We start from the raw sequence: 21,150 nt of genomic DNA, 5'->3' as shown, positions 1-21,150 counted from the left end.
TACAAGGCGCGCGTCGTAGGATGGGTTGAGCGATCACCCCCAACCGCATGGGTTTCGCAAGCTCAACCCATCCTACGAAAAGCCATCGCCCCTGCGTGCCCCCCCCTCCAATCCATGCCCGCGAAAAAAGTCTTCCGGTTTTTTCCGGTAGCTGCGTCATAGAAGGCTAATCATTCGCATTAATAACAAAACTGCATGGATAGGAGTGTCCCAGTGAACCGCAAGCCCCTGCACAGCAAGCGCAGCCCCCTGGCCCGCCTGGTCGGCGCCGCCGCGCTCGGCCTGACCCTGAGCGCCACCAGCGCCTTCGCCGCGCCGGTGCGCATCGATATCCCGGCGCAACCGCTGGCCTCGGCGCTGACCAACCTCGGCAGCCAGGCGCACCTGCAGATCATCTTCAACCAGGCCCAGGTGCAGAACCTGCGCAGCCCCGGCGTGCACGGCGAGATGGAGCCGGCGCGGGCGCTGGAGCAACTGCTGCGCGGCACCGGCATCCGCTACCAGGTCGACGGCAGCCGCGTGACCCTGCTGGGCGCCGACGCCGCCGGCAACGACACCCTGGCGATGCCGGCCCAGGTGGTCACCGCCGCCCCGGAAGGCACCGACAGCTACGTACCGCGTACCAGCACCAGCGCGAGCAAGACCGATACCCCATTGCTGGAAATCCCGCAGTCGGTCTCGGTGATCACCCGCAAGCAGATGGACGCCCAGGGCGTGCAGAACGTCAGCCAGGCGCTGCGCTACGTGCCCGGCGTGCGCGTGGAGACCTACGGCCAGGACCCCAAGGGCTATGACTGGCTGTTCATCCGCGGCTTCAACGGCCAGACCACCAGCGACTACCTCGACGGCCTGCGCCAGTTGAACAACAGCTACACCTTCTTCCGCACCGAGCCCTATGCGCTGGAGCGCATCGACGTGGTCCGCGGCCCCTCCTCCACGCTGTTCGGCCTGGGCGACGCCGGCGGCATCATCAACCGCGTCAGCAAGCTGCCCACCGCCGCCGGCGTGCACGAGGTGGAACTGGGCTTCGGCAACCACGACCGCATCCAGGGCCGCTTCGACATCGGCGACCGCCTGGTGGACGACGGCAGCCTGCTGTACCGCGTGGTCGGCGTGGTGCGCAAATCCAACACCGAGTTCGAGTACGACGACGGCCACGAGGTCAAGGACGATCGCTACTACATCGCCCCGTCCTTCACCTGGGCGCCGGACGAAGACACCAGCTTCACCTTTCTCAGCAGCTTCATGAAGGACGACAGCGGCGGTACCATCGCGGTCAACACCCCGCAATACGGCCATACCGACAACACCCTGCTGGGCGACCACAGCTTCAACCACTCGTACCAGGACCAGTTCACCCTGGGCTACCAGTTCCGCCACCGCTTCAACGACAACGTCGAGTTCCGACAGAACCTGCGCTACGGCCAGGTCGACTTCATCCTCAACAACATGTTGCCGCTGGGCACCGTGCAGAGCGCCGTGCCGGCCCTGGCCGCGCTGGTCCCGTCCCTGGCCAACGACGTCCTGCGCTCGCCGCGGCGCTGGGACGAGCACATGAACGCCTTCACCGTCGACAACCAGTTGCAGTTCGACTTCGACACCGCGGGCATCCAGCACACCCTGCTGACCGGCATCGACTATTCGCGCACCGAATCCGACGTCAAGCGCTACTTCGAGAGCCTGAGTCTGGCCAACCTGTCGTACTTCCTGCCGCTGCTGCTGGACCCGAGCAACCCGAAATACGGCCTGAACATCAACCGCCCGAGCACCATCCAGGTCAACTACGACCAGGACATCGACGCCGTCGGCTACTACGCCCAGGACCAGATCCGGTTCGACGACAACTGGCTGCTGACCCTCGGCGGGCGCTACGACAACGTGCGCAGCAGTACCGACGACCACATCGCCGGCAGCCACACCCTGGCCAAGGACGACGCCTTCACCGGCCGCGTCGGCCTGACCTACCTGACCGACTTCGGCCTGGCGCCGTACGTGGCCTACTCCGAGTCCTTCGTGCCCAACAGCGGCATCGACGGCAACGGCAACACCTTCGACCCGAGCACCGCGCACCAGTGGGAGACCGGGGTGAAGTACCAGCCTACCGACAAGTTCCTGCTGACCCTCGCCGGCTTCGAGATCGAGAAGACCAACGTGCTCACCAACGAGGTGCTCAACGGCGTCAGCACCGGCTTCCAGAAGACCACCGGCAAAGTGCGCTCGCGCGGCATCGAGGCCGAGGTGAAGGCTCAGCTCGATGAGCACTGGGACCTGCTGGGCTCCTACACCTACACCAAGACCAAGATCCTCAAGAGCAACAACGGCGACGAGGGCAACCGCTTCGCCAACGTGCCCGAGCACATGGCCTCGGCCTGGCTCAACTACACCTTCCGCGAGGGTGTGGCCAACGGCCTGAGCGTCGGCGGCGGGGTGCGCTACACCGGCTCGGTGTACGGCGACAACGGCAACACCTTCCACGTCGACAACTACACCCTGTACGACGCCGGCGTGAGCTACCCGGTGAACAAGAACGTCACCCTCTCCTTCGCCGCGCAGAACCTGCTCGACGAGAAGTACGTGACCACCTGCGACGACATCGCCGAGTGCTACCCGGGCGAAGGCCGCACGGTGCTGACCAGCGTCAAGTACGCCTGGTAGGCCCACGCCATTCCTCTGTAGGAGCGCGCCCTGCGCGCGAATCGCGGGCAGGGCCCGCTCCTACAGGTTGCCGGGAGGCACGGTATTTCTTCCCCGTAGGAGCGGACCTTGTCCGCGATGGCCGGACGCCCCAGCGCGTTTCGCGGATGAGATCTCCTACGCCCCCCACCCACGCCATTCCCCTGTAGGATGGGTTGAGCGAAGCGATACCCATCACCATGGTCCGATGGGTATCGCAAGCTCAACCCATCCTACGAAAAGCACCTCGGCGCACAGGTACGTAGCTCACGCCCCGTCATAGGCCCTGCGCAACGCCGCGATATCCAGCTTCTTCATCCCCAGCAGCGCCTGCATCAGGCGTTGCGACGCCGCCGTCGCCGGGCCGGCTATCAAGTCCGTGAGCATGGCCGGCACTATCTGCCACGACAGGCCGAACCTGTCCTTCAGCCAGCCACACTGCTGCGCCTCCACCGGGCCGCCGGCGGACAGGCGTTCCCAGTAGTGGTCGATCTCCTCCTGGCTGTCGCAATTCACCTGCAGCGACAGCGCCTCGCTGAACTTGAACAGCGGCCCGCCGTTGAGCGCGGTGAAGGCGACGCCGTCCAGCTCGAAGGCCACGGTCATCACCGAGCCCGGCGAGCGGCCGTGGATTTCCTGGCCGGCCTCGCCGTAATGGCTGACGGCGCCGATGCGCGAGTTGGGGAAGATGGCCGTGTAGAAGGCCGCGGCCTGCTCCGCATGGTCGTCGAACCACAGGCAGGGGGTGATGCGCTGGATGCGGGACATGGGCTGTCTCCTCGTGTGGACGCGCGGCCACCATGGCCGCGCCCTGTTCCTGGTCGTCCGGCGGGACGCGGAATCGACAAGTCTGGAACAGCTCCGACGAACGCGCCCGCGGGCCGCTCAGCGGCCGAAGCGGCTGGTCTGCATCTCGCGCAGGCGGCTCAGGGTGCGGCGGAACGGGAATTCCAGGCCGCCCTGGGTGTACAGCGCCTCCAGCGCCACCTCGGCCTCCAGGTACAGCGGCACGCCACGGTCGTAGCATTCGTCGACCAGGGCGATGAAGCGGCGCACGCCGTCGTCCCGGGCCGACAGCGCCGGCAACTGGCGGTCGCCGGCCACCACCCGCCGGGCGCCATCCTCGGTGCCGCGGGCGATGCGCGCCTCGCGGCGCTCGCCGCCCAGCTCGGGGATGTCGCCGAGCAGGATGGCGTGGAAGCGGTCGCACAGGCCGATGAAATCCTGGGCCGACCAGGGCCGCTCGCAGAGGTCGGCATAGCGGCACCAGAGCACCCTGCGGCCGTGGCGCACCACGGCCAGTTCGCGGTTGCCCAGCGCCAGCGGCGCCTCGCTGCCGCTGCCGGCCAGCGCGGCGAACACGTAGCCCAGGGCGCTGGGCACCCCGGCGCGGCACAGCCAGTAGCGCTGCACCGGCGCGCCCGGGTGCAGGCGGTGGTCCTGGCCGCCGTCGGTGGCCAGCACCTGCATGTGGCGCTCCAGGGCGGCGATGGCCGGGAGGAAGCGCTCGCGGTTGAAGCCGTCGGCGTACAGCCCCCGGGGCGGCTGGTTGGAGGTGGCGACCACCACCACGCCCTGCTCGAACATGGCCTGCAGCAGGCCGCCCAGCAGCATGGCGTCGCCGATGTCGCTGACGAAGAGTTCGTCGAAGCACAGCACCCGCACCTCGCCGGCCAGTTCGGCGGCCAGCGCCTGCAAGGGCGAGGCGGTGCCGGACAGCTGGAACAGGCGCCGATGCACCCACTGCATGAAATGATGGAAATGCTGGCGCCGCACGGGCACCCGCAGGCTGGCGTGGAAGCGGTCCAGCAGCCAGGTCTTGCCGCGCCCCACCGGCCCCCACAGGTACACGCCCAACGGCCGCTCGCCACGGTGCAGGGCCGCCTGGCATTCCTCCAGGCGCTGTGCCGCGTGCCATTGCGCAGCATCCTCGACGAACCCCCGCTCGCTCACAGCGAGGCGGTAGGCAGCCAATGGCGAAGACCGCTCCACGGCGACTCCTTACTCGGCCGGGACGATGATGGAGACCCGGCGGTTCTCCATGCGCCCGGCGGCGCTACTGTTGTCCGCCACCGGGCGCTGCATGCCGCGGCCGATGACTTCGAGGTTGTCCCGGGGCATGCCGATGCCGGCCAGCACCTGGGCCACAGACTGTGCCCGGCGCACCGAGAGCTGCTGATTGTAACCCGCATCGCCGTAGGAATCGGTATGGCCTTCCAGACGCAGCTTGTCGATGCCCACCGCCAGCAACGCGTGGCCGATGCGCTCGACCTCGCCGCGGCTGGACGGGTCGATGCTGTCGACGTTGTTGCCGAACAGCACCTTGCTCGACAACCCCAGTTCCCAGCCCTCGTCGCCCAGCTGGAAGCCCTGCTGCTGGAGGGCTGCGACCTGTTCGGCGCTCAGCCCCTTCTGCGGCGCCGGCGGCGTCTGGCAGCCGGCCAGCAGCAGCGTCAGCAGCAGGCCGATGAACAGACGGCTAGGTTTCAGGGGCTTGGCTATCACGGGCTATCTCCTTGTAGTCCTCGGTGTTGGAATCCGTGTCCTCGCCGGCCAGGCTGCGCATGCCCCGGCCACGGCGCTTGGCCTGGTACATGGCGCCGTCGGCGCGGTGCAGCAGCTCGGCCAGGGTGCGCCCGTGGCGCGGGTAGAGCGCCACGCCGACGCTCAGCGAGGTGCTGATGCTGCTGCCGTCCGGCAGAGCGATGGGCGCCGCCATGCTGGCCAGGATGTCGTCGGCGATGCGCAGCGCCGCGCGGCTGTCCGGCAGCGGCGCCAGCAGCACGGCGAATTCGTCGCCGCCCAGGCGCGCCACCAGGTCGCTGTCGCGCAGCTGGCCGCGGATGCGCTCGGCGATGGCCACCAGCACCCGGTCGCCGGCCGCGTGGCCGAGTTCGTCGTTGATCGCCTTGAAGCGGTCGGAGTCGATGTACAGCACCGCCGCCTGCTCGCCGCGCTGGGCCAGTTCGCGCAGGGTGCGGCTCAGGCGGCCCTCGAAGAAGGCGCGGTTGGGCAGGTGGGTGAGGCTGTCGTGGTTGGCCTGGTGCGCTAGGGAGGCGTTCTCGCGCTCCAGGTGCTGCTGCCACGCTTCCAACTCGTCGAGCAGCGCGTTGAAGTCGCCGCCCAGCTCGTCCAGCTCGGCGATGCGCGCCGAGGGCACGCGCCGCGAGAACTGGCGGTCGCGGCGCACCGCGTGGGCCACCCGGGCCAGGCGGTCGAGCGGCGTGACGATGCGGCTGACCATGCGCCGCGACAGGTAGAAGGCGCCCAGGGCGGTCAGCAGCAGGCAGCCGAGCATGCCGCCCAGGCCGGTGATCAGGAAGGTCAGCAGGCGCCCGCCGGTGCCGGTCAGGCGGATTTCGCCGATCTGCCGGCCGTCGTGGACGATGGGCTGCACTTCCTCGTGGTTGAGCCACCAGCGCCCGACGAAATGCCGCAGCGCGCTCACTCCGTGGCCGCGCTCCCAGGTCGCCAGCAGGCGGCCCTGGGCGTCGTACACGGCGCAGCGGCGCACTTCCTCGGTGCTGGCCACCAGGCGCAGGGCTTCCTCAGCGGCGGCGCTGTCGTTGAACACCACCGCGGCCTCGACGGTGTAGGCCATCGAACGGCCGATCAGGTGCAGGTTGTGCTCGGCATAGGCGCGCAGGGTGAGCAGGCCGACCACCGCCACCGCCAGCCCGGCCATGCACACCGAGGCCAGGGCCACCCCCAGGTGCGCGCGGTACAGCAGGCGGCCCAGCGACTTGCGCCGGGTGCTGCGGCGCTCGGTCAGGCGCGGCAGGTTCATGGCTGGCCCCTCCGCCGGCCGAGGTTGAGCACGTTGGGGTGCACCCGCACGCCGCTGTGCGCCACCGAATCCAGGTTCACCGCGAAGGACGGCGGCGTGGCGCTGAAGTCCAGGCAGAACACGCTGCCGACGCTGCAGTCGGGGTCGTGCTCGCTGAGCGACAGCACCGGGTGCCCGGCGACCCCGGCGAACGCGCGCCGGCGCTGCGCCTCATCCAGCAGGCCGAGATAGAGGACGTTGCAGCGCTCGCCCAGGGCGGGGTCGTCCACCTGCGCGCGGCGCACCTCGACGCGGCGGCCGTTGGCCTGCAGCAGGCTGCCCCGGCGCAGCAGGTCCTCGGCGTATTCGCTTTCGCCCAGCACGCACAGCTCCAGGGTCTGCGGCTCCCGCGGCCAGCGCACGTAGCTGAGGATGCCCAGCAGCATGCCGCGCAGGGCTGCGCCATCGCCGTCCGCGGCGCCGGAAGCCGCCAGGCACAGGGGCGCCGCCAGCACCCACAGGGTGAGTACCAGGGCACGCTGCAGCAGTGCGGGACGAAGGGAGGGAAAAACGAAGGACACGATGACGGCTCGGCGAGTACCAATACGGCGACAGCACGCGCGGCATCTTAATGGATTGCGGCAGGAATGTGACGTAGAACTGACTTTTAGCTTGACCTGGAACAAGTTTCGTCAGTTTTATGACGTCATTTTCAGCGGAGTCTTACCAGCAGTTGGCAGCGCATCGGCTTCACTTGGCAGGATTTGGCTCTCTGGATCGATTGCTGCCAATGCGGCGCGGGCTTCCAATGAGGGCACGGCAGCACAGCGCCGCAACCACTCACCAGGAGGCCGCCATGACCCTCGACATCCAAGGGGTGAAAGTCCCCGACAGCCAGCTCGCCCGCGAGATCACCGAACTGGTGCGCGACACCGCCACCCCGCTGCTGTTCCACCACTCCTCGCGGGTGTACTACTGGGGCGCGCTGGCCGGCGCGCGCCGGGGCCTGCAGTACGACGCCGAGCTGCTCTACGCCGGCGCCATGTTCCACGACATGGGCCTGCTGCCGCGCTACTGCAGCAAGTGCGAGCGCTTCGAGGTGGACGGCGCCGACTGCGCCGCCGGGTTCCTGCGCAGCCACGGCATCGCCGAGCGCGACGTGGAGACCGTGTGGACCGCCATCGCCCTGCACACCACGCCGGGCATCCCGCAGCACATGCGCGCGGAGATCGCCCTGGTCACCGCCGGGGTGGAGATGGACGTGCTGGGCATCGACTACGCCGAGTTCCCCGAAGCCGTGCGCGACGCCGTGGTGGCCGCCCACCCGCGCGGCGGCGACTTCAAGAACGACATCATCGAAGCCTTCTACCAGGGCATCAAGGACAAGCCGCAGACCACCTTCGGCAACGTCAAGGCCGACGTCCTGGCCCTGAAGGACGCGCAGTTCGAACGCGCCGACTTCTGCCGGATCATCCTCGACTCGGCCTGGCCGGGCTGAGATTGCCCAGGCTGATGCCATGCAGGACACCCTGGCGTACCCCGACATGCGCCAGGCGTCCCTGTTGGTCGAAGATCAGCCAGTCCTCGCCACTACGGCGCAACTGCGCTTCGCCGGCCAGCGGCCAGTCGAGTGTTGCACAGCTTCGGGCGCTGGGCCGATGGATGAAACGCCAACCCGTCCGCCCGTTATCCCGGGTATGCAGAAGCACCAGCCACTGCTCATCGAAGGTCAGCCAGGGACGGCTTTCCATATCGGGCAGATCGACGGTGAGAATCTTTCCATCAGGGCCACGGAACTGCAGCGAATCACCTTCCCCCGGCCAGCACACCATCAGTTCGCCATCGAGGCCGAGCACCTCCCAACCACCGAAGTCTCCGCCGGACGACAGCAGGTCGCGGCCGACCAGGCGCTGCTCCGGCTGGCGGTAGGCCCAGCGCTCCAGGCCTTCCGCCGTGTCCACCAGGACTATCCGCAGCTGGGCGTTGCCCGACAGGGCATGCAGGTTGCCCGGCAGGTCGGCGACCTGCCAGAGCGTGTCGAAGTCCCGGTCGACATCGACCACGCGCAGTTGCCGGCCCCGTCCCAGCGCCCAGCCGGTGCCGTCGAAGGTGTCCGCGCAGACCGCGAAGTCCAGTACCCCGAGCTCGCGTGCCACGCCCCGCACCAGATCGAGATGGCTGATCCGCCACAGTTGTTCGCGCCGTGCCAGCGCCAGCGCCACCAGGCCGTTGTGGGCCATGACCAGGCGCTGTGCAGGAACGGCGAAACGCTTCAAGCTGCGACCGCGGCCATCCACCAGTTGCACACCGTTCTCGCCCAGTGCCAGAAGGTAGCGCCGCCCCGGCAGCAACCCAGCGTCGAAGATAGGCCAGTTACCAGCGGCCGGCGCCGACCATTGCCGCAGTGCTGCCGGGACCCAGAGCGGCGTGGGCTCCTGGCGCGGCAGCAGCGTCTTCGGCAGGTCCATCTGCAGCAGGCTGTCGCCGCTCAGTTTCAGCAGGCCGCGCAACTGCTCGCCGCTCAACGCCGACAGGCCGCGGGCCTGGTCCGCCAGGCTGGCCCGGGCGACACATCTGGCCAGCCCCGCCAGGGCTGCGTTGCCATGCTTGTGCTGCAACAGCGCCAGGACCAGCGCGTGGCGCTCAAGATGCCGCTGCGGGTCATCGCGCAAGCGCGCCAGACGTTCGCGATCGAGCTCGAGGCTGTCCGGCAGCAACAGTGCCCGCAACACCAGGGCCTGCACCTCCAGTTCACCGCCGGCGACCTCGGCGGCTCGCAGCCATTCGGCGGCCCGGTCGCGTAGCGGCGGCGACACCCAGGCCACCTGCACGGCGCTCAGGAGCTCGCCGCGCGCATGCAGCATCTCGGCCCACTCCCCCCTCAGGCGCGCCGCGAGTTCCGCCTGGGGCCCCTCGAGTTGCGCAATGGCATCGGCAAAGGCGTTGTCGCGCCGTGCGATCTGCACGGCGCGGTGCCACTCCCCGGCCAGGCACAGCAGGCGAACTATCTGCGCCGCGGGCCGCTCCCAGGCCAGGGCCAGCTCGGCGGCTTGGGCCAGGTGCTGGTGGCGCTCGAGATAGTCCAGGGCCTCCTGGTGGTTGCGCAGCAGTTCGCCGAGGACGAAGGCCGCCTCCTCAACCCGCCCCTCGCGGTCCAGCTTGTCGAAGCTGGCGCGGTACAGCTTGCGCAGGTGCTCCTGCAGGCTCGCGGCGCAGGCCAGGGACCGCCCCGGGCCGGCCTGGGGCCCCAGGCCCAGGTGCTCGCGCCGGCGCGGCGGCGCCAGGGCCTCGCCCAGCGACTGCCGGCCATCGCCCAGCGGGATCGCATGGCGCAGCGCCTCGTCCAACTGGCCGTCCTCGAACATCCGCAGCATGCGCCGCAGGTAGGCCGCCTGGCGGAAGTCCAACGCGCGATGCAGTTGGCTGACCATCAGCAGGCGCTCCCACAGCGGCAGACGCGGCGGAGGTGTGGCGGTTTTCCTGGGCGGCACGGCAGCTTCATCAGCCATCTGCTGCACCACGGCCCAGGCTCGCGTCCGCCGCAACCGGCGTGAAAGCCACATCAGGACGAGCAGCAACGGCAGCAGGAAAAGCAGCCCCCGCCACAGCCCAAGGCCGGGTTCCCCGTCGAGCAGGACCGCGCCCAGGCAGAATGCCGCCAGCGGCAATGCCAGGTGCCAGGGCACCCGCGGACGCGCCCGCTGCCTGCCCGGCAAACTGGCGGCTTCCTTCCCGGGCGCACCGGACCCACGCCGTTCCGCCCTGTCGAAGAAGGCCCGGCGCGCCTCGCTCGGCGCCACCCGGGCGCCGAGGATATGGTGCAGTTCGGCCCCCGTCTCGGGCGGTTGGCCGATGTGCTGCGGCAGTGCCTCGCGACAATCGAAGGCTTTAGCCCACGCCAGCCCGGACAGGTCCAGGAAGGCGCCAGGCTGCAACGGTTCCGCGCTGGACAACGACAGCGAGACGACGCCGCCGCCGCGCACGAGATGCAGGTCCGCCGGAGGCAGGCCCGCCAGCTCGTCCTCTCCCAGCGGCGCGGAGCAGAGTGCGCCGCCCTGCCGCCGCAGCGGCCAGAACGGCAGGCACTCGCAATGTTCAGGAGAGGATTGCGCCAGGCACAGCAGGTCGCCCTCTGCGAAGCGGAACGCCCGCGCCCCGGGCTGCCAATGGCGAACCAGCAACTCGCGACGCGCCGCCTCGCCCAAGTACGCGGCATCCAGCCAGAACCCGTCCAGCGGTTGCCGGCCACGCCACAACGGATGGCGAATGGGCGCCGCCCTGGTTTCACTCATCGGCGACTCCGTTGCATTGCAGGTTCAACAACATCGCCTCGTCGTCCAGCGAGTACACCAGCAATTCCCGCATCTCGGTCAGCACGGCGACTACCCGCCCGAGTGGCGAATAGCTGGCGCGCGCAATCCGCGCCGGGCTGGAGCAGAAGGTGCGCGCGCCCTTCTGCCCGTGCAATTGCAGGTGCCTCCGGTCGGCGCTCAGGACTACCAGTTGTGGGATATCGTCATCGGCATCGAGCAGCACGCCCAGCGCCCGGGCGCCAGGTGGCAATTCGAGGCTGGCGCAGGCCCCCGGAAGGGCCTGCACCTTGTACAGGCGCCAGGTCTCACGGCCACCACGCCCCTGGCGTACGGCACAAGCGGGCAGCATGTTGCTGCGCCGGGCAGAGGGGCAGAACAGTGCCAGGTCGGCCTTTTCGGCATCGCCCAGCAGCCAGTTCTGCTCCTCGAAAACCGCCTGGTGGACATTGCGCGCGGCCAGTACCCGCTGCAGCCACAATTGCCCGGAGCGCTCGAGCAGGTAGAAGAACTGGTGTTCGCCGGCACGCTGCAGGCCCAGCACCTTTTCCGCAACCCGATACAACCGCGGGTCGTCGTGACGCATGCGCCAGTACCCCAGGCGCCCGGCGGCATCGAGCAGGTACAGGCGGCATTCGCCACCATTGTGCAAGAACTCGCAAGGCAGCAGGTTGGCCGTGCCCACTGGCGCCTGCAGGATTTCGCGGGGCGGCAGCGGCAGGTCGTAGTGGCCGGGGAGCTTCCAGAACGCCAGCTTGCCGCCGCCGGCCAGCAGCGCGCCCGCGGTCTTGCCGGTGAAGGCCATGGCCAGTGGCTCCAGCCCGGCGCTCCACAACTGCCGCCGCGGCGTAGAGGGCTTGCGCTGCCCAGCGCTGGGGATGCGGATGTTCAACACGCCCGGCTCGTCGAGCAGCACGACGCTAACCTGGTTCGCCGATGGCGAGATCATTGGCGGCAGGCTCAGCGAGACCCGCCAGCCGGAACGGCGGATGGCATCCCGGCGGACAGCTGCCTGGAAATGCCCGCCGAGCAGCCGGCGGGCCAGCTCGCCTGCTGGCAGCGCAAGCCGGGCCTCGGCCTGTCGGCCGGGGACGAGGCGTACCTGAAGGGCCTTGCCGTCCAGGCTTTCGTCGATGCTGACGCCATGGCTGCAGAAGTCGTCCGGAGTGGAGCCGATGCCCCAGCACTCCCCCGGCACCTGGGGCGCCGCCGCTAGGCATTCGCGCCACGCCTGCCAGTGCCGCGGGGTACAGATGTCCAGCGTCCGCGCCCCCAGCAACGCACGCAGCCCAGCGAGGTCATCCAGACCGCGCAGTTCACCCGGCTGCTGCAGCACGCCCCAGCGGAACTCCGCTCCCGCTTCCCGCGCCCGGCGCGCCAGGAGGATCGCCAGAGCCAGGTGTGCCAGGCGCGGCGCGCCCAACTGCAGCGGCCCGGCGTCGAACAAAGCGACTATCCAGCGACTGGCTCGCTGGCGACGCGGCTGGCGCGCCAGGAACAGGTGTTCGCCAGTGGCCGCGCGCCGCAGGAATTCGTCTGGCAACTCCTGCGCGAGCATCCATTCGCTGTGCAGCAAGCGTTCGTAGGCGCCGCGGCGCTGCAGGCCGGCTACCCCGTCGGGCTCCTGCTCGCCGCCGGTGCCGTAGCCACGGCAGGCGCCCAACAGCGGTTCGAGGCGGCCGAGCAGGTCGGCGAACACCGGAAGCAGTTCCGCGTCCAGCCCCTGCAGCCAGGGCGCCCAGGGGCGCAGCGCGGCCGGCAGTTCGGCTTCGCCGCCCGCCGTCGGCGAGGCGGCGGGCAGTCCGGGGCTCATGGGCATCGCCACCTCGCTTCGATGGTCTCGAGCAGCCTCTGCGTCAGCGGCAGCAGGCGATCCAGTGCGATGCGCGCCGCCGGCCGCCGCCAGAGCAACGTCTGGCACGACGGACCGTCGGCGGCCAACGCCTGGGCCAGCAATTCGTCGCAAACATCGGCACGCCACCCCGTGGGCAACCAGAGCCGGGCCGCCAGGGGGGACGGCGCGGCGTACTCGATGCCGTCGAGCCAGGGCAACGCTTCGGCCGGCCCGGTGACGATGAGGAAGCCTTCCCCGGCCTGCGCCTGCAGCCCCCGCAGGCGTTGCTCCGGGGCTTGCGACAGGTGCCGGTGCAACTCGCCGGCGAGCCCATGCCAAGCTACCGCGGCGCAGGGCGGCAGGGGCGCATCGCGCGGCACCCAGCGCCAGGCGACCCCGCTCATGGGCCTGGCGCCATGTCCAGCAGGCGCTGGCGCAACGGCTGCAGTTCCGCCGGCAAGGTTTCCCGGGTGAAATTGGCATCTATCTCCCGCAGCACGCTTTCCCGCAGCGCGCCCCCCTCTGCGGACTGCAGGCACAGGTTGGCCCGCTCGACGAGGCGATACAGGCGCGACAGCGGCTGCAGGGAAACCTCTTCGACGGCGCTGAACAGGTGCGGGTTGCTCGAGGCCGCCAGCCGGTCGCCGAGCACCTCGCGCCCGCGCTGCTGCAACTCGCGGGTGGGCAATGCGTAGAGCAGCGGCCAGAGGTCCCCCGCACCAGCGACCTGACGCCCGGCCAGCACGGTAGCCGCTGCGATCAATCGTTGCGACTTGACGATGCGCCGATCGGAAAGGCCGATGCCGGCAGCGCGCAATTGGCGGATGGCGTCAGCCAGGAGGGGCCATAGAGTCTCCAGATCGACATTCGCAACGGCCCTGTTCAGTTGGTCCAACTCAGACAGCCCCAGGCCAGCACCCTGGAGATCACGCTGGGCGCTCCAGCCACCGGCGAGCATCTCCTCAAGTTGATGGTCAGCCACCGGTTCGACGAAGAGATGCAGCAGGAAGCGGTCGGCGAACGCGGCCAAGCCTTCGTCGTCCGGGAGCGCGTTGGCCGCACCGACGCATACCCGCAGCGGACATTCCAACTGGGTATGACCACGGCGAAAGCGCCTTTCATTGAGCAACCCGAGCAAGGTGTTGAGAATCGCAGTGGAGCCGAGGAAGACCTCATCGAGAAACACAACTTCGGCCTCCGGCAGCATGCCGCTTGTGTCGGTCTCCACAACGCCTTCGCGCAGCTTCTTCAGGTCTACCGGACCGAACAGTTCGGAGGGTTCGGTGAAGCGCCCCAACAGGTATTCGAAATAGCGGCCGCCGATGCTTCGCGCTACGCGCCGGACCACGGCGCTCTTGGCGGTACCCGGCGGCCCGATGACCAGCAGATGTTCACCGGCAACGGCGGCGAGAATGATCAATTCTGCCAGTTGGTCCCGGCCAACCAGCCCCGAGGTCGCCTGTTTCACCGCATGTCGGACCTGGGCGGCCGCATGCTGCAAGGTGGTTTCCATGGTTCGTCCTTGATGATCAAAGCGGCAATCTTGCCTCATGCCGGCCCGTACTCGCCAGGGGTTCAGAGGCCGGCCACCTCCTCCACCAGGCCCTGCAGCCACTGCATGAACAGCCGCACCCGCGGCGGCTGGCGGCGGTGCGCGTAGAGCAGCGTCACCTCCAGCGGCGCCGGGCGCAGGTCCGGCAGCACCTCCAGCAGACGGCCGTCGGCCAGGTAGTCGCGCAGGCCGTGGCGCGGCGCCTGGATGATGCCCAGCCCGCCGAGGCAGGCGCCCTCGTAGGCCTCGGCGTTGTTCACCGTCACGCTGCCGGCCATCGGCAGAAAGTGCGTCCTGCCCTCGCGGCGGTATTCGAAGCCCGCCGGGCGTGTGCCCAGCACCGGAACGTAGTGGACCAGGCGGTGCCCGGCCAGGTCGTCCAGGCTGCGTGGGGTGCCGAAGGCCTGCAGGTAGGCGGGGCTGGCGCAATTCACCTGCTCGAAGCCGCCCAGCGGGCGCGCCACCAGGGAGGCGTCCGCGGCGCCGCCCACGCGCAGCACGCAGTCGAAGCCTTCGCGCACCAGGTCGACGCGGCGGTCGGTGCTGCTCACTTCCAGTTCCAGCTGCGGATGGCGGGCGGTGAATTCGCCCAGGCGCGGCATCACCACCTTGCGCGCCACTATGGTCGGCATGTCCACCCGCAGGCGCCCGGCGAGCACCTCGCCGTCGCGGCGGAACAGCCCCTGCAGCTCGTCCATCTGCGCCAGCAGCTCCTTGCTACGCTCGTAGAACACCAGGCCGTCCTGGGTCGCCCGGACCTTGCGCGTGGTGCGCTGCAGCAGGCGGGTGCCGAGCAGTTCCTCCAGCGCCTGGACCTGCTCGGAAACGCTGGAGCGCGGCAGCCCCAACTGCTCGCCGGCCTGGGTGAAGCTGGAGAGTTCGGTGACGCGCACGAAGGTGCGCAACAGTTCGGGCTTGATCATGGGCGGCGGGGCCTACGGATTGTTCGGTTATGGCGAGCAGTATTTCCGATTCCGCCAGGTTTATCAGCAACCAGCAGGACAATAACCTTGTCCCCGAAGCCAACCCCCACAGGAGCCACGCCATGTCCCGCAAGATCGCCCTCATCACCGGCGCCAGCCGCGGCCTGGGCCGCAACGCCGTGTTGCACCTGGCCGAAGCCGGCGTCGACATCATCGGTACCTACCGCAGCCAGGCCGACGAGGCCCGCATCGTCGCCGACGAGATCGAGCAGCACGGCGCCCGGGTGCGGATGCTGCCCCTGGACGTCGCCGACAGCGCCAGCTTCTCCGACTTCGCCCACCGCGTGGAGAGCGTGCTGAAGGAGCACTTCGGCCGCCCGCAGTTCGACTACCTGGTGAACAACGCCGGCATCGGCATCCACGCGGCCTTCGCCGAGACCACCGAGGCGCAGTTCGACCAGTTGCTGAACATCCACCTCAAGGGCCCCTTCTTCCTCACCCAGAAGCTGCTGCCGCTGCTCGCCGATGGCGGGCGCATCCTCAACGTCTCCACCGGCCTCACCCGCTTCACCCTGCCCGGCCATGCCGCCTACGCGGCCATGAAGGGTGCCATGGAGGTGCTGACCCGCTACCAGGCCAAGGAACTGGGCGGGCGCGGCATCTCGGTGAACATCCTCGCCCCTGGCGCCATCGAGACCGACTTCAGCGGTGGCCTGGTGCGCGACAATGCCGAGGTCAACCGGCAGATCGCCGGCAACACCGCGCTGGGCCGCGCCGGTCTGCCGGACGACATCGGCGGCGCCGTGGTGGCGCTGCTGGCCGATAACAGCCGCTGGATCAATGGCCAGCGGGTGGAGGCCTCCGGCGGGATGTTCCTCTGAGCCTGCCGGCCATCCTGGCGCCCTTGGGCAACGGCGTTATCCGCCGAATCGCGGGCGGATTCCGCTCCTACCCCACCGGCGAACACGACGCCGCGTAGGATGGCGTTGAGCGAAGCGATACCCATCGCCACGACCGCATGGGTTTCGCCAAGGCTCAACCCATCCTACGAAAAGCACCTCGGCGCAAGACAGTTGCTCCTACCCCACCGGCGAACACGACGCCGCGTAGGATGGCGTTGAGCGAAGCGATACCCATCACCCCGACCGCATGGGTTTCGCCAAGACTCGACCCATCCTACGAAAAGCACCTCGGCGCAAGACAGTTGCTCCTACCCCACCGGCAAACACGACGCCGCGTAGGATGCCGTTAAGCGAAGCGATACCCATTGCCACGACCGCATGGGTTTCGCCAAGGCTCAACCCATCCTACGAAGAGCGCCCCGGCGCAGCCGGCAGGGAAGCTCGGGCGTAGGAGCGGACTCACCGGCCACAAATGCATTGGCCGACGCTTCCAGGCGACACCGGCTACTTCAGCTGGCGCTGGGCGCAAATCTCCGGCAGGTCGGTGCGCCGCAGGTAGGTCTGCAGCGCCTCGCCGAATTCCAGGCGCTCGGCGATGTTCTGCGCCTGGAGGATCTGCAGGCATTCGCGGCTGAGGGTCATCAGCTCGCCGGTCTTCTGCGCCCAGACGAACTCGCAGGCCGGGACGATGCTGTCCTCGTCCACGTCGAGGCCGAAGGAGTCCTCGCTGAAACGCACCAGGTACTTGCCGGTCTTGCGGTTGAAGCCGACGAAGCCCTTCAGGCGATCGGCGGCGGCGCAGATGTCGGCGGATGTCAGGGCCATGGTCTTTCCTCCCGTTCTTTCTCGGATCGCGGCCCGCGCCCTCCCCCGGGCCAGGCCGGTGTGTCAGGCGTTCTGCGTCAGGTGCCGGGCGATGGCCTGGCGCAGCGGCGGCAGGCCCTGGGCCAGGCGCAGGCCGGCGTTGCGCAGCAGGCGCGCCGGCGGGCGCGGGTCGTTGTACAGCCCGGCGATCAGGCTGGTGGCCTGGTACAGCGGCCAGGTCGCCAGGCGGTGCGCCAGGGCGTAGCGGCGCAGCGGGCCGGCGGCGCCCGGGTCGCCGCCCTTGCGCTTGGCCGCCAGCACTTCGGCGGCCAGGCGCCGGGCGCTCTGCAGGCCGAAGTTGAAGCCGTGGGCGGTGACCGGGTGCATGCCCACCGCGGCGTCACCCAGCAGCGCGCAGCGCGGGCCGGCGAAGCGGTCGGCGTAGACGCCCACCAGCGGGTAGCAATGGCGCTGCCCGAGCAGGGCCATGCTGCCCAGGCGGTGTTCGAAGCGGCGCTCGATGTCGCGGGCGAAGGCTGCTTCGTCCAGCGCCACTACCTGGGCCATCTCGTGCTGCGGCAGGGTCAGCACCACCGACGAGACGTCGCCGTTGAGCGGCAGCAGGGCCAGTGTCTGGCCGTAGCCGAACCATTCCCAGGCCACCTGCTGGTGGGGCTTGGCGTGGGCCATGCGGCAGACCAGCATGGTCTTGCCGAAGTCTTCCATGCGCGCGCCTATGCCGAGCATGCGGCGGGTTTCCGAGAAGCGGCTGTCGGCGGCCACCAGCAGGTCGGCGGTCAGTTGCTCGCCGTTGTCGAGGGTGAGCCGGGCGCGGTCGCCGACGACCCTGGCCGATTGCAGTGCGCGGCCGTCGAGCAGGGTCACGTCGGCGCAGTCCTGCAGCGCCTCGAAGGCGGCGCGGCGGATCGCCCGGTTCGGCACCAGGTGGCCGAGCTGGCCGGCGCCGGCCAGGCCGGCATCGATGCGCAGGGCGAATAGAGAGGGGCCGTTGAGCACCTGGGCGTCATGCAGCGGCGCGATGTCCTGCGCGGCCAGCCGCGGCCAGATGCCGAGCTGTTGCAGCTGGTTGCGCGAGGCGTGCGTCAGGGCGATCTCGCGGCCGTCTTCCGCCGGCTCGGCCAGGGCGGCGCGGGCCTGGCGCTCGATCAGAAGGATCGACAGGCCATGGCCGGACAGGGCGCGGGCCAGGCAGAGCCCGGCGGGGCCGGCGCCGACGATGGCGATATCCACGTGCATGGGTGACTCCTCTCGCGGGATGGGCGGTCACGGAGTCTAGGGCGGGCGCCCGGCGCGTTTCTTGTCGTGGATCAGTAGCCGGCGGCGGACGGGCCTGCGGCGCCGGCGCGCATACCGCTTGCGGGGTATCAGCCGCGGGCGCTCTCCGACCCCAGCTCGCGCAGGCCATGGCGCACGCTCAGGCCTTCCAGCTCGGCGAGGTAGTCGTCCAGGCCCAGCAGGCCGACGCAGGGCGTGGCGCCGCGCTTGTCCAGGCGCCCGGCCGCCAGCTTGCGGGCCAGGGCCACTGCCGCCATGCAGGGGATGTTCGGCCCGTGGTCGTCGGCCGCCTGCAGCTCCCAGCACAGGCGCAGGGGCCGGCCGTCGGCGCCCTCGCCTTCCAGGCGCACGAACATGCCGCTGCGCCCGTCGCCCAGCGGCTCCAGGCCCTGGGCCAGGCGTTGCAGCCAGGGGCTCAGGCGGCTGGCGTCGCGCAGCACGCCCAGGCGCACCAGCCAGGACAGCGCCCAGGTGCCGAAATGCGTGCTGCGCAGGCCCAGGCCGGCGCCGAAGCGCACTTCGCGCACCGTTGGGTAGCGCTGCGGGAAGAGTTCCAGATCGGGCACGTCGCAGTTGGCCAGCCAGCGCCGCCCCAGGGGCGCCGGGAAGCGGTGGGCGACCAGGTCCTGCCAGCCGTACACCGCCTGCCAGCGGCCGTCGCGCAACTGGCGCAGCGGCTTGCCGCAGTAGCCGAGCACGGCCGCCAGGGTGGCCTGGCCGGGAATCTTCGCCGACGAGCTGATGCCGTGGTGGATGACGTCCAGGCGGGCGAAGCGCGGCAGCAGTTCATCGACCACCGCGGCGCTGAGCGCCGGCACCGAACTGGCGCCGGCGCACACCAGCACCCCGGCGCTGCGCGCCGCGCGGTCCAGCTCGCCGATGGCGCAGACGAATTCGCGGGCGTCGGCCAGGTCGACGTAGTGCGCCCCCGCTGCTACCGCGGCGCGCGCCGCCCGGTAGTCCTGGGCCTGGAACGGGCCGGCGGTGGAAATCAGCAGGTCCACCCCCAGCTCGCGCAGGCGCCCGGCGAGGGTCGGCTGGTTCATGTCCAGGCACACCGCCTCGCCGCCCACCTCCGCGGCCAGCAGGCCGGCGCGCTTGCGGTCGCGCCCGGCGACCAGCACGCGCATGCCGTCGATGCCGGCCAGGCGGCGGACGATCAGGCTGCCGAAATTGCCATAGCCGCCGAGCACCATGACGCGAAAATGGCCGGGTGATGCCGACATCGTTTCTCCTTGACGATCAGCCACTCAAACGGCCCACAGGGTAACGCGCGGTGAACGCAACGAACATGACAACCTCGCCGCCGCGCTCAACCGGGCTTGCCGGCGGGATGGCGCGGCAGGTCGTCGTCCAGCGGCCACCAGTTGGCCGCCGAGGCCACGTGGTAGTGAGCCTCCGGGCGGCTCGGCAACTCCCCGTCGAGGGCGCCGGCGCGCAGCCGCAGGATGCCGGGCAAGGCGTCGCGTTCGCTGTAGATCGGCGAGCCGCAGCGCGCGCAGAACCAGCGGCGCTTGCCCGGCGAGGACTCGAAGGCGCGCAGCTGTTCCTGGCCCGCCAGCAGGCGCAGGGCCTCGCGGCGCACCGGGATGTTGGTGGCGAAAGGCCCGCCCTGGGCCTTGCGGCACTGCCCGCAGTGGCAGACCTGGATGGGCGCCAACTCGCCTTCGAGCACGAAGGCGATGGCGCCGCACAGACAGCTTCCCCGGTACATGCCTTGCTCCCCTATCCATGAAAGACGCCAGTCTAGGGGATGTGCACGGGCGATGCAGCCCTGCCGTTGGCTGGCCCGGCCTCAGTCGCCGTAAGGCGGGTACTGCTCGCCCGGCGCGCGTTTGTGGCGCTGCGGGCTGGGGCCTTCGCGGGGTGGGTGGGGTGGCTGCGGCGGGTCGATCTGCGGGTCGGCCAGGTCCGGCGAGTCGGGGTCGAAGCCCAGGCTCCTGACGATTTCCGCGTCCTGCTCGGCGTCCCGCGGGTAGCCCGGCAGGCCGCGGGCGGAGTTTTCGCCGTCGCGTTGCGGCCAGGGGTTGCCCAGCCATTTGTGCAGAGTCGGGTTCATGGCGACCTCCGGTCGATGCGGCGATGGCCATTGGAGGACGATGGCGGGCGCAGGTTCGCTCTTTTCGTCGGACAGCCGTTCAATGTCCGGCCTGCGGCGGCAGGCGGATGTGCCGCGCCAGTTCCTCGAACAGCGTGACCACGGTGCGCAGGGCCCGGCAGTCCGGCCGCGTCAGCAGCCACAGCGCAGTGGCGCAACCCGGCAGGTCGTATTGCAGCACGCGCAGGCCGTCGCCTTCGCGCAGCAGGTAGTCCGGCAGCGCCGCCAGGCCCAGGCCGGCGCGGCACAGTTCGAGCACCGAGAGGATGCTGCCGCAGCGGTAGGCCGGGGTGAGCGCCGGGTACAGCTGGCGGCGCCAGGCGACGCTGGGGTGGTCGGGCATGAATTCGTCCGGAGCGATCCAGCTCAGTTCGCTCCAGTCGCGCCCGGCCTGGGCGGCCAGGTAGCTTTCGTGGGCGCACAGGGCGTAGCGCACCTCGCCCAGGCAGCGGCCCACCAGGTAGTCCGGCGGCGCGGTGGTCAGGCGCAGGGCGACGTCGGCGTCGCGCCGGCTGAGGTTGGCGAAGGCGTTGGAGGTGGAGAGTTCCAGGTGCAGGCCGGGGTAGCCGCTCATGAAACGGCCCAGCGCCGGCAGCAGCAGGCCGTGCAGCACGGCGTCGGTGCAGGTCAGGCGCACCGTGCCGCTGAGCACTTCGCGACCCTGCTCCAGGCCCACCCGCGCCGCCTCCAGGGCCTGCTCGGCCAGTTCCGCCTGGCGCGCCAGCTGTTGCGCGGTGGCGCTGGGCAGGTAGCCGGCGCGGCCCTTCTCGAACAGCGCCATGCCCAGGGCCTTCTCCAGCCGGCGCACCGCGCGGAACACCGTGGACACGTCCACCGCCAGCAGTTCCGCGGCCCGCGCCAGGCTGCCGCCGCGCACCAGGGCCAGTACCAGGGAAAGGTCGGCGTATTCCAGTCGATATTGCATTGACGCACTCTTGAATTGCGCAACCGCCCATTTCGATTGCATCGGCGCAACTATAAATTGCCCGGAG

Annotated in this window: 19 protein-coding genes; 3 read left to right on the top strand and 16 right to left on the bottom strand. The window is 69.8% G+C overall.

Going from position 1 to position 21,150, the window contains the following annotated elements; genetic code table 11:
- The first annotated feature begins 195 nt into the window (after nt 1-195).
- Nucleotides 196-2,655 (top strand): TonB-dependent siderophore receptor, encoded by a 2,460-nt coding sequence (locus RN02_RS21770; protein WP_052267788.1) that lies wholly within the window; start codon nt 196-198, stop codon nt 2,653-2,655.
- 285 nt (nt 2,656-2,940) lie between these two features.
- On the opposite strand, the gene RN02_RS21765 is transcribed toward RN02_RS21770, so the two are convergent.
- The 5 genes from RN02_RS21765 to RN02_RS21745 form a co-directional block, all read right to left on the bottom strand.
- A complete protein-coding gene (locus RN02_RS21765) occupies nt 2,941-3,441 on the bottom strand; it encodes a VOC family protein (protein ID WP_043316736.1) in 501 nt (166 codons plus the stop codon).
- A 117-nt stretch (nt 3,442-3,558) separates the two neighbouring features.
- Nucleotides 3,559-4,665 (bottom strand): cell division protein ZapE, encoded by a 1,107-nt coding sequence (gene zapE / locus RN02_RS21760; RefSeq protein ID WP_043316734.1) that lies wholly within the window; start codon nt 4,663-4,665, stop codon nt 3,559-3,561.
- A 9-nt stretch (nt 4,666-4,674) separates the two neighbouring features.
- Nucleotides 4,675-5,178 carry an OmpA family protein gene (locus tag RN02_RS21755; protein WP_009621860.1) on the bottom strand — a complete coding sequence of 168 codons (504 nt, stop codon included), beginning with the start codon at nt 5,176-5,178 and terminating at the stop codon, nt 4,675-4,677.
- On the bottom strand, nt 5,153-6,460 hold the full coding sequence (locus RN02_RS21750; RefSeq protein ID WP_043316732.1) for a diguanylate cyclase domain-containing protein: 1,308 nt from the start codon (nt 6,458-6,460) through the stop codon (nt 5,153-5,155). The genes RN02_RS21755 and RN02_RS21750 overlap by 26 nt, the downstream gene beginning before the upstream one ends.
- A complete protein-coding gene (locus tag RN02_RS21745) occupies nt 6,457-7,020 on the bottom strand; it encodes a YfiR family protein (protein ID WP_043272878.1) in 564 nt (187 codons plus the stop codon). Before RN02_RS21745 ends, RN02_RS21750 begins: the two co-directional genes overlap by 4 nt.
- 275 nt (nt 7,021-7,295) lie before the next feature.
- Between RN02_RS21745 and RN02_RS21740 the strand changes: the two genes are divergently transcribed.
- Complete coding sequence (locus tag RN02_RS21740; RefSeq protein WP_043316730.1) at nt 7,296-7,937, top strand: HD domain-containing protein; 642 nt, start codon at nt 7,296-7,298, stop codon at nt 7,935-7,937.
- Here RN02_RS21740 and RN02_RS21735 read toward each other — a convergent pair.
- From RN02_RS21735 to RN02_RS21715, 5 genes are all read right to left on the bottom strand, one after another.
- On the bottom strand, nt 7,909-10,731 hold the full coding sequence (locus RN02_RS21735) for a bpX6 domain-containing protein (protein WP_052267787.1): 2,823 nt from the start codon (nt 10,729-10,731) through the stop codon (nt 7,909-7,911). The genes RN02_RS21740 and RN02_RS21735 overlap by 29 nt on opposite strands.
- Nucleotides 10,724-12,562, bottom strand: a complete 1,839-nt coding sequence (locus RN02_RS21730) for a hypothetical protein (protein WP_052267793.1) — start codon at nt 12,560-12,562, stop codon at nt 10,724-10,726. The genes RN02_RS21735 and RN02_RS21730 overlap by 8 nt, the downstream gene beginning before the upstream one ends.
- Entirely contained in the window at nt 12,559-12,987 is a 429-nt protein-coding gene (locus RN02_RS21725; protein ID WP_043316728.1) for a bpX5 domain-containing protein, read from the bottom strand. The genes RN02_RS21730 and RN02_RS21725 overlap by 4 nt, the downstream gene beginning before the upstream one ends.
- On the bottom strand, nt 12,984-14,096 hold the full coding sequence (locus tag RN02_RS21720; RefSeq protein ID WP_043316727.1) for an AAA family ATPase: 1,113 nt from the start codon (nt 14,094-14,096) through the stop codon (nt 12,984-12,986). Before RN02_RS21720 ends, RN02_RS21725 begins: the two co-directional genes overlap by 4 nt.
- A gap of 62 nt (nt 14,097-14,158) precedes the next feature.
- Nucleotides 14,159-15,058, bottom strand: coding sequence for a LysR family transcriptional regulator (locus RN02_RS21715; protein WP_009621852.1), 900 nt, complete (start codon nt 15,056-15,058; stop codon nt 14,159-14,161).
- 122 nt (nt 15,059-15,180) lie between these two features.
- Here RN02_RS21715 and RN02_RS21710 point away from each other — a divergent pair, with 122 nt between their 5' ends.
- On the top strand, nt 15,181-15,939 hold the full coding sequence (locus tag RN02_RS21710) for an SDR family NAD(P)-dependent oxidoreductase (RefSeq protein ID WP_043316725.1): 759 nt from the start codon (nt 15,181-15,183) through the stop codon (nt 15,937-15,939).
- Nucleotides 15,940-16,464: 525 nt separating this feature from the next.
- On the opposite strand, the gene RN02_RS21705 is transcribed toward RN02_RS21710, so the two are convergent.
- From RN02_RS21705 to RN02_RS21680, 6 genes are all read right to left on the bottom strand, one after another.
- Complete coding sequence (locus tag RN02_RS21705; RefSeq protein ID WP_009621849.1) at nt 16,465-16,785, bottom strand: DUF2025 family protein; 321 nt, start codon at nt 16,783-16,785, stop codon at nt 16,465-16,467.
- Between the two features lie 63 nt (nt 16,786-16,848).
- A complete protein-coding gene (ubiM, locus tag RN02_RS21700) occupies nt 16,849-18,021 on the bottom strand; it encodes a 5-demethoxyubiquinol-8 5-hydroxylase UbiM (protein ID WP_043316723.1) in 1,173 nt (390 codons plus the stop codon).
- Between the two features lie 128 nt (nt 18,022-18,149).
- Nucleotides 18,150-19,286: a saccharopine dehydrogenase family protein gene (locus tag RN02_RS21695; RefSeq protein WP_043272884.1), complete on the bottom strand. Its 1,137-nt coding sequence runs from the start codon at nt 19,284-19,286 to the stop codon at nt 18,150-18,152.
- Between the two features lie 86 nt (nt 19,287-19,372).
- Nucleotides 19,373-19,774, bottom strand: coding sequence for a GFA family protein (locus tag RN02_RS21690; RefSeq protein WP_043316721.1), 402 nt, complete (start codon nt 19,772-19,774; stop codon nt 19,373-19,375).
- Nucleotides 19,775-19,855: 81 nt separating this feature from the next.
- A complete protein-coding gene (locus tag RN02_RS21685) occupies nt 19,856-20,119 on the bottom strand; it encodes a DUF6021 family protein (protein ID WP_236695209.1) in 264 nt (87 codons plus the stop codon).
- Between the two features lie 79 nt (nt 20,120-20,198).
- Nucleotides 20,199-21,083, bottom strand: coding sequence for a LysR family transcriptional regulator (locus tag RN02_RS21680; protein WP_043316719.1), 885 nt, complete (start codon nt 21,081-21,083; stop codon nt 20,199-20,201).
- Between the last annotated feature and the right edge of the window lie 67 nt (nt 21,084-21,150).

Origin of the sequence: Pseudomonas sp. PI1 (assembly GCF_000812405.1) — a bacterium.
GTDB classification, from domain to species: Bacteria; Pseudomonadota; Gammaproteobacteria; order Pseudomonadales; family Pseudomonadaceae; genus Pseudomonas; species Pseudomonas citronellolis.
This window is presented reverse-complemented; position numbering and strand designations above follow the sequence as displayed.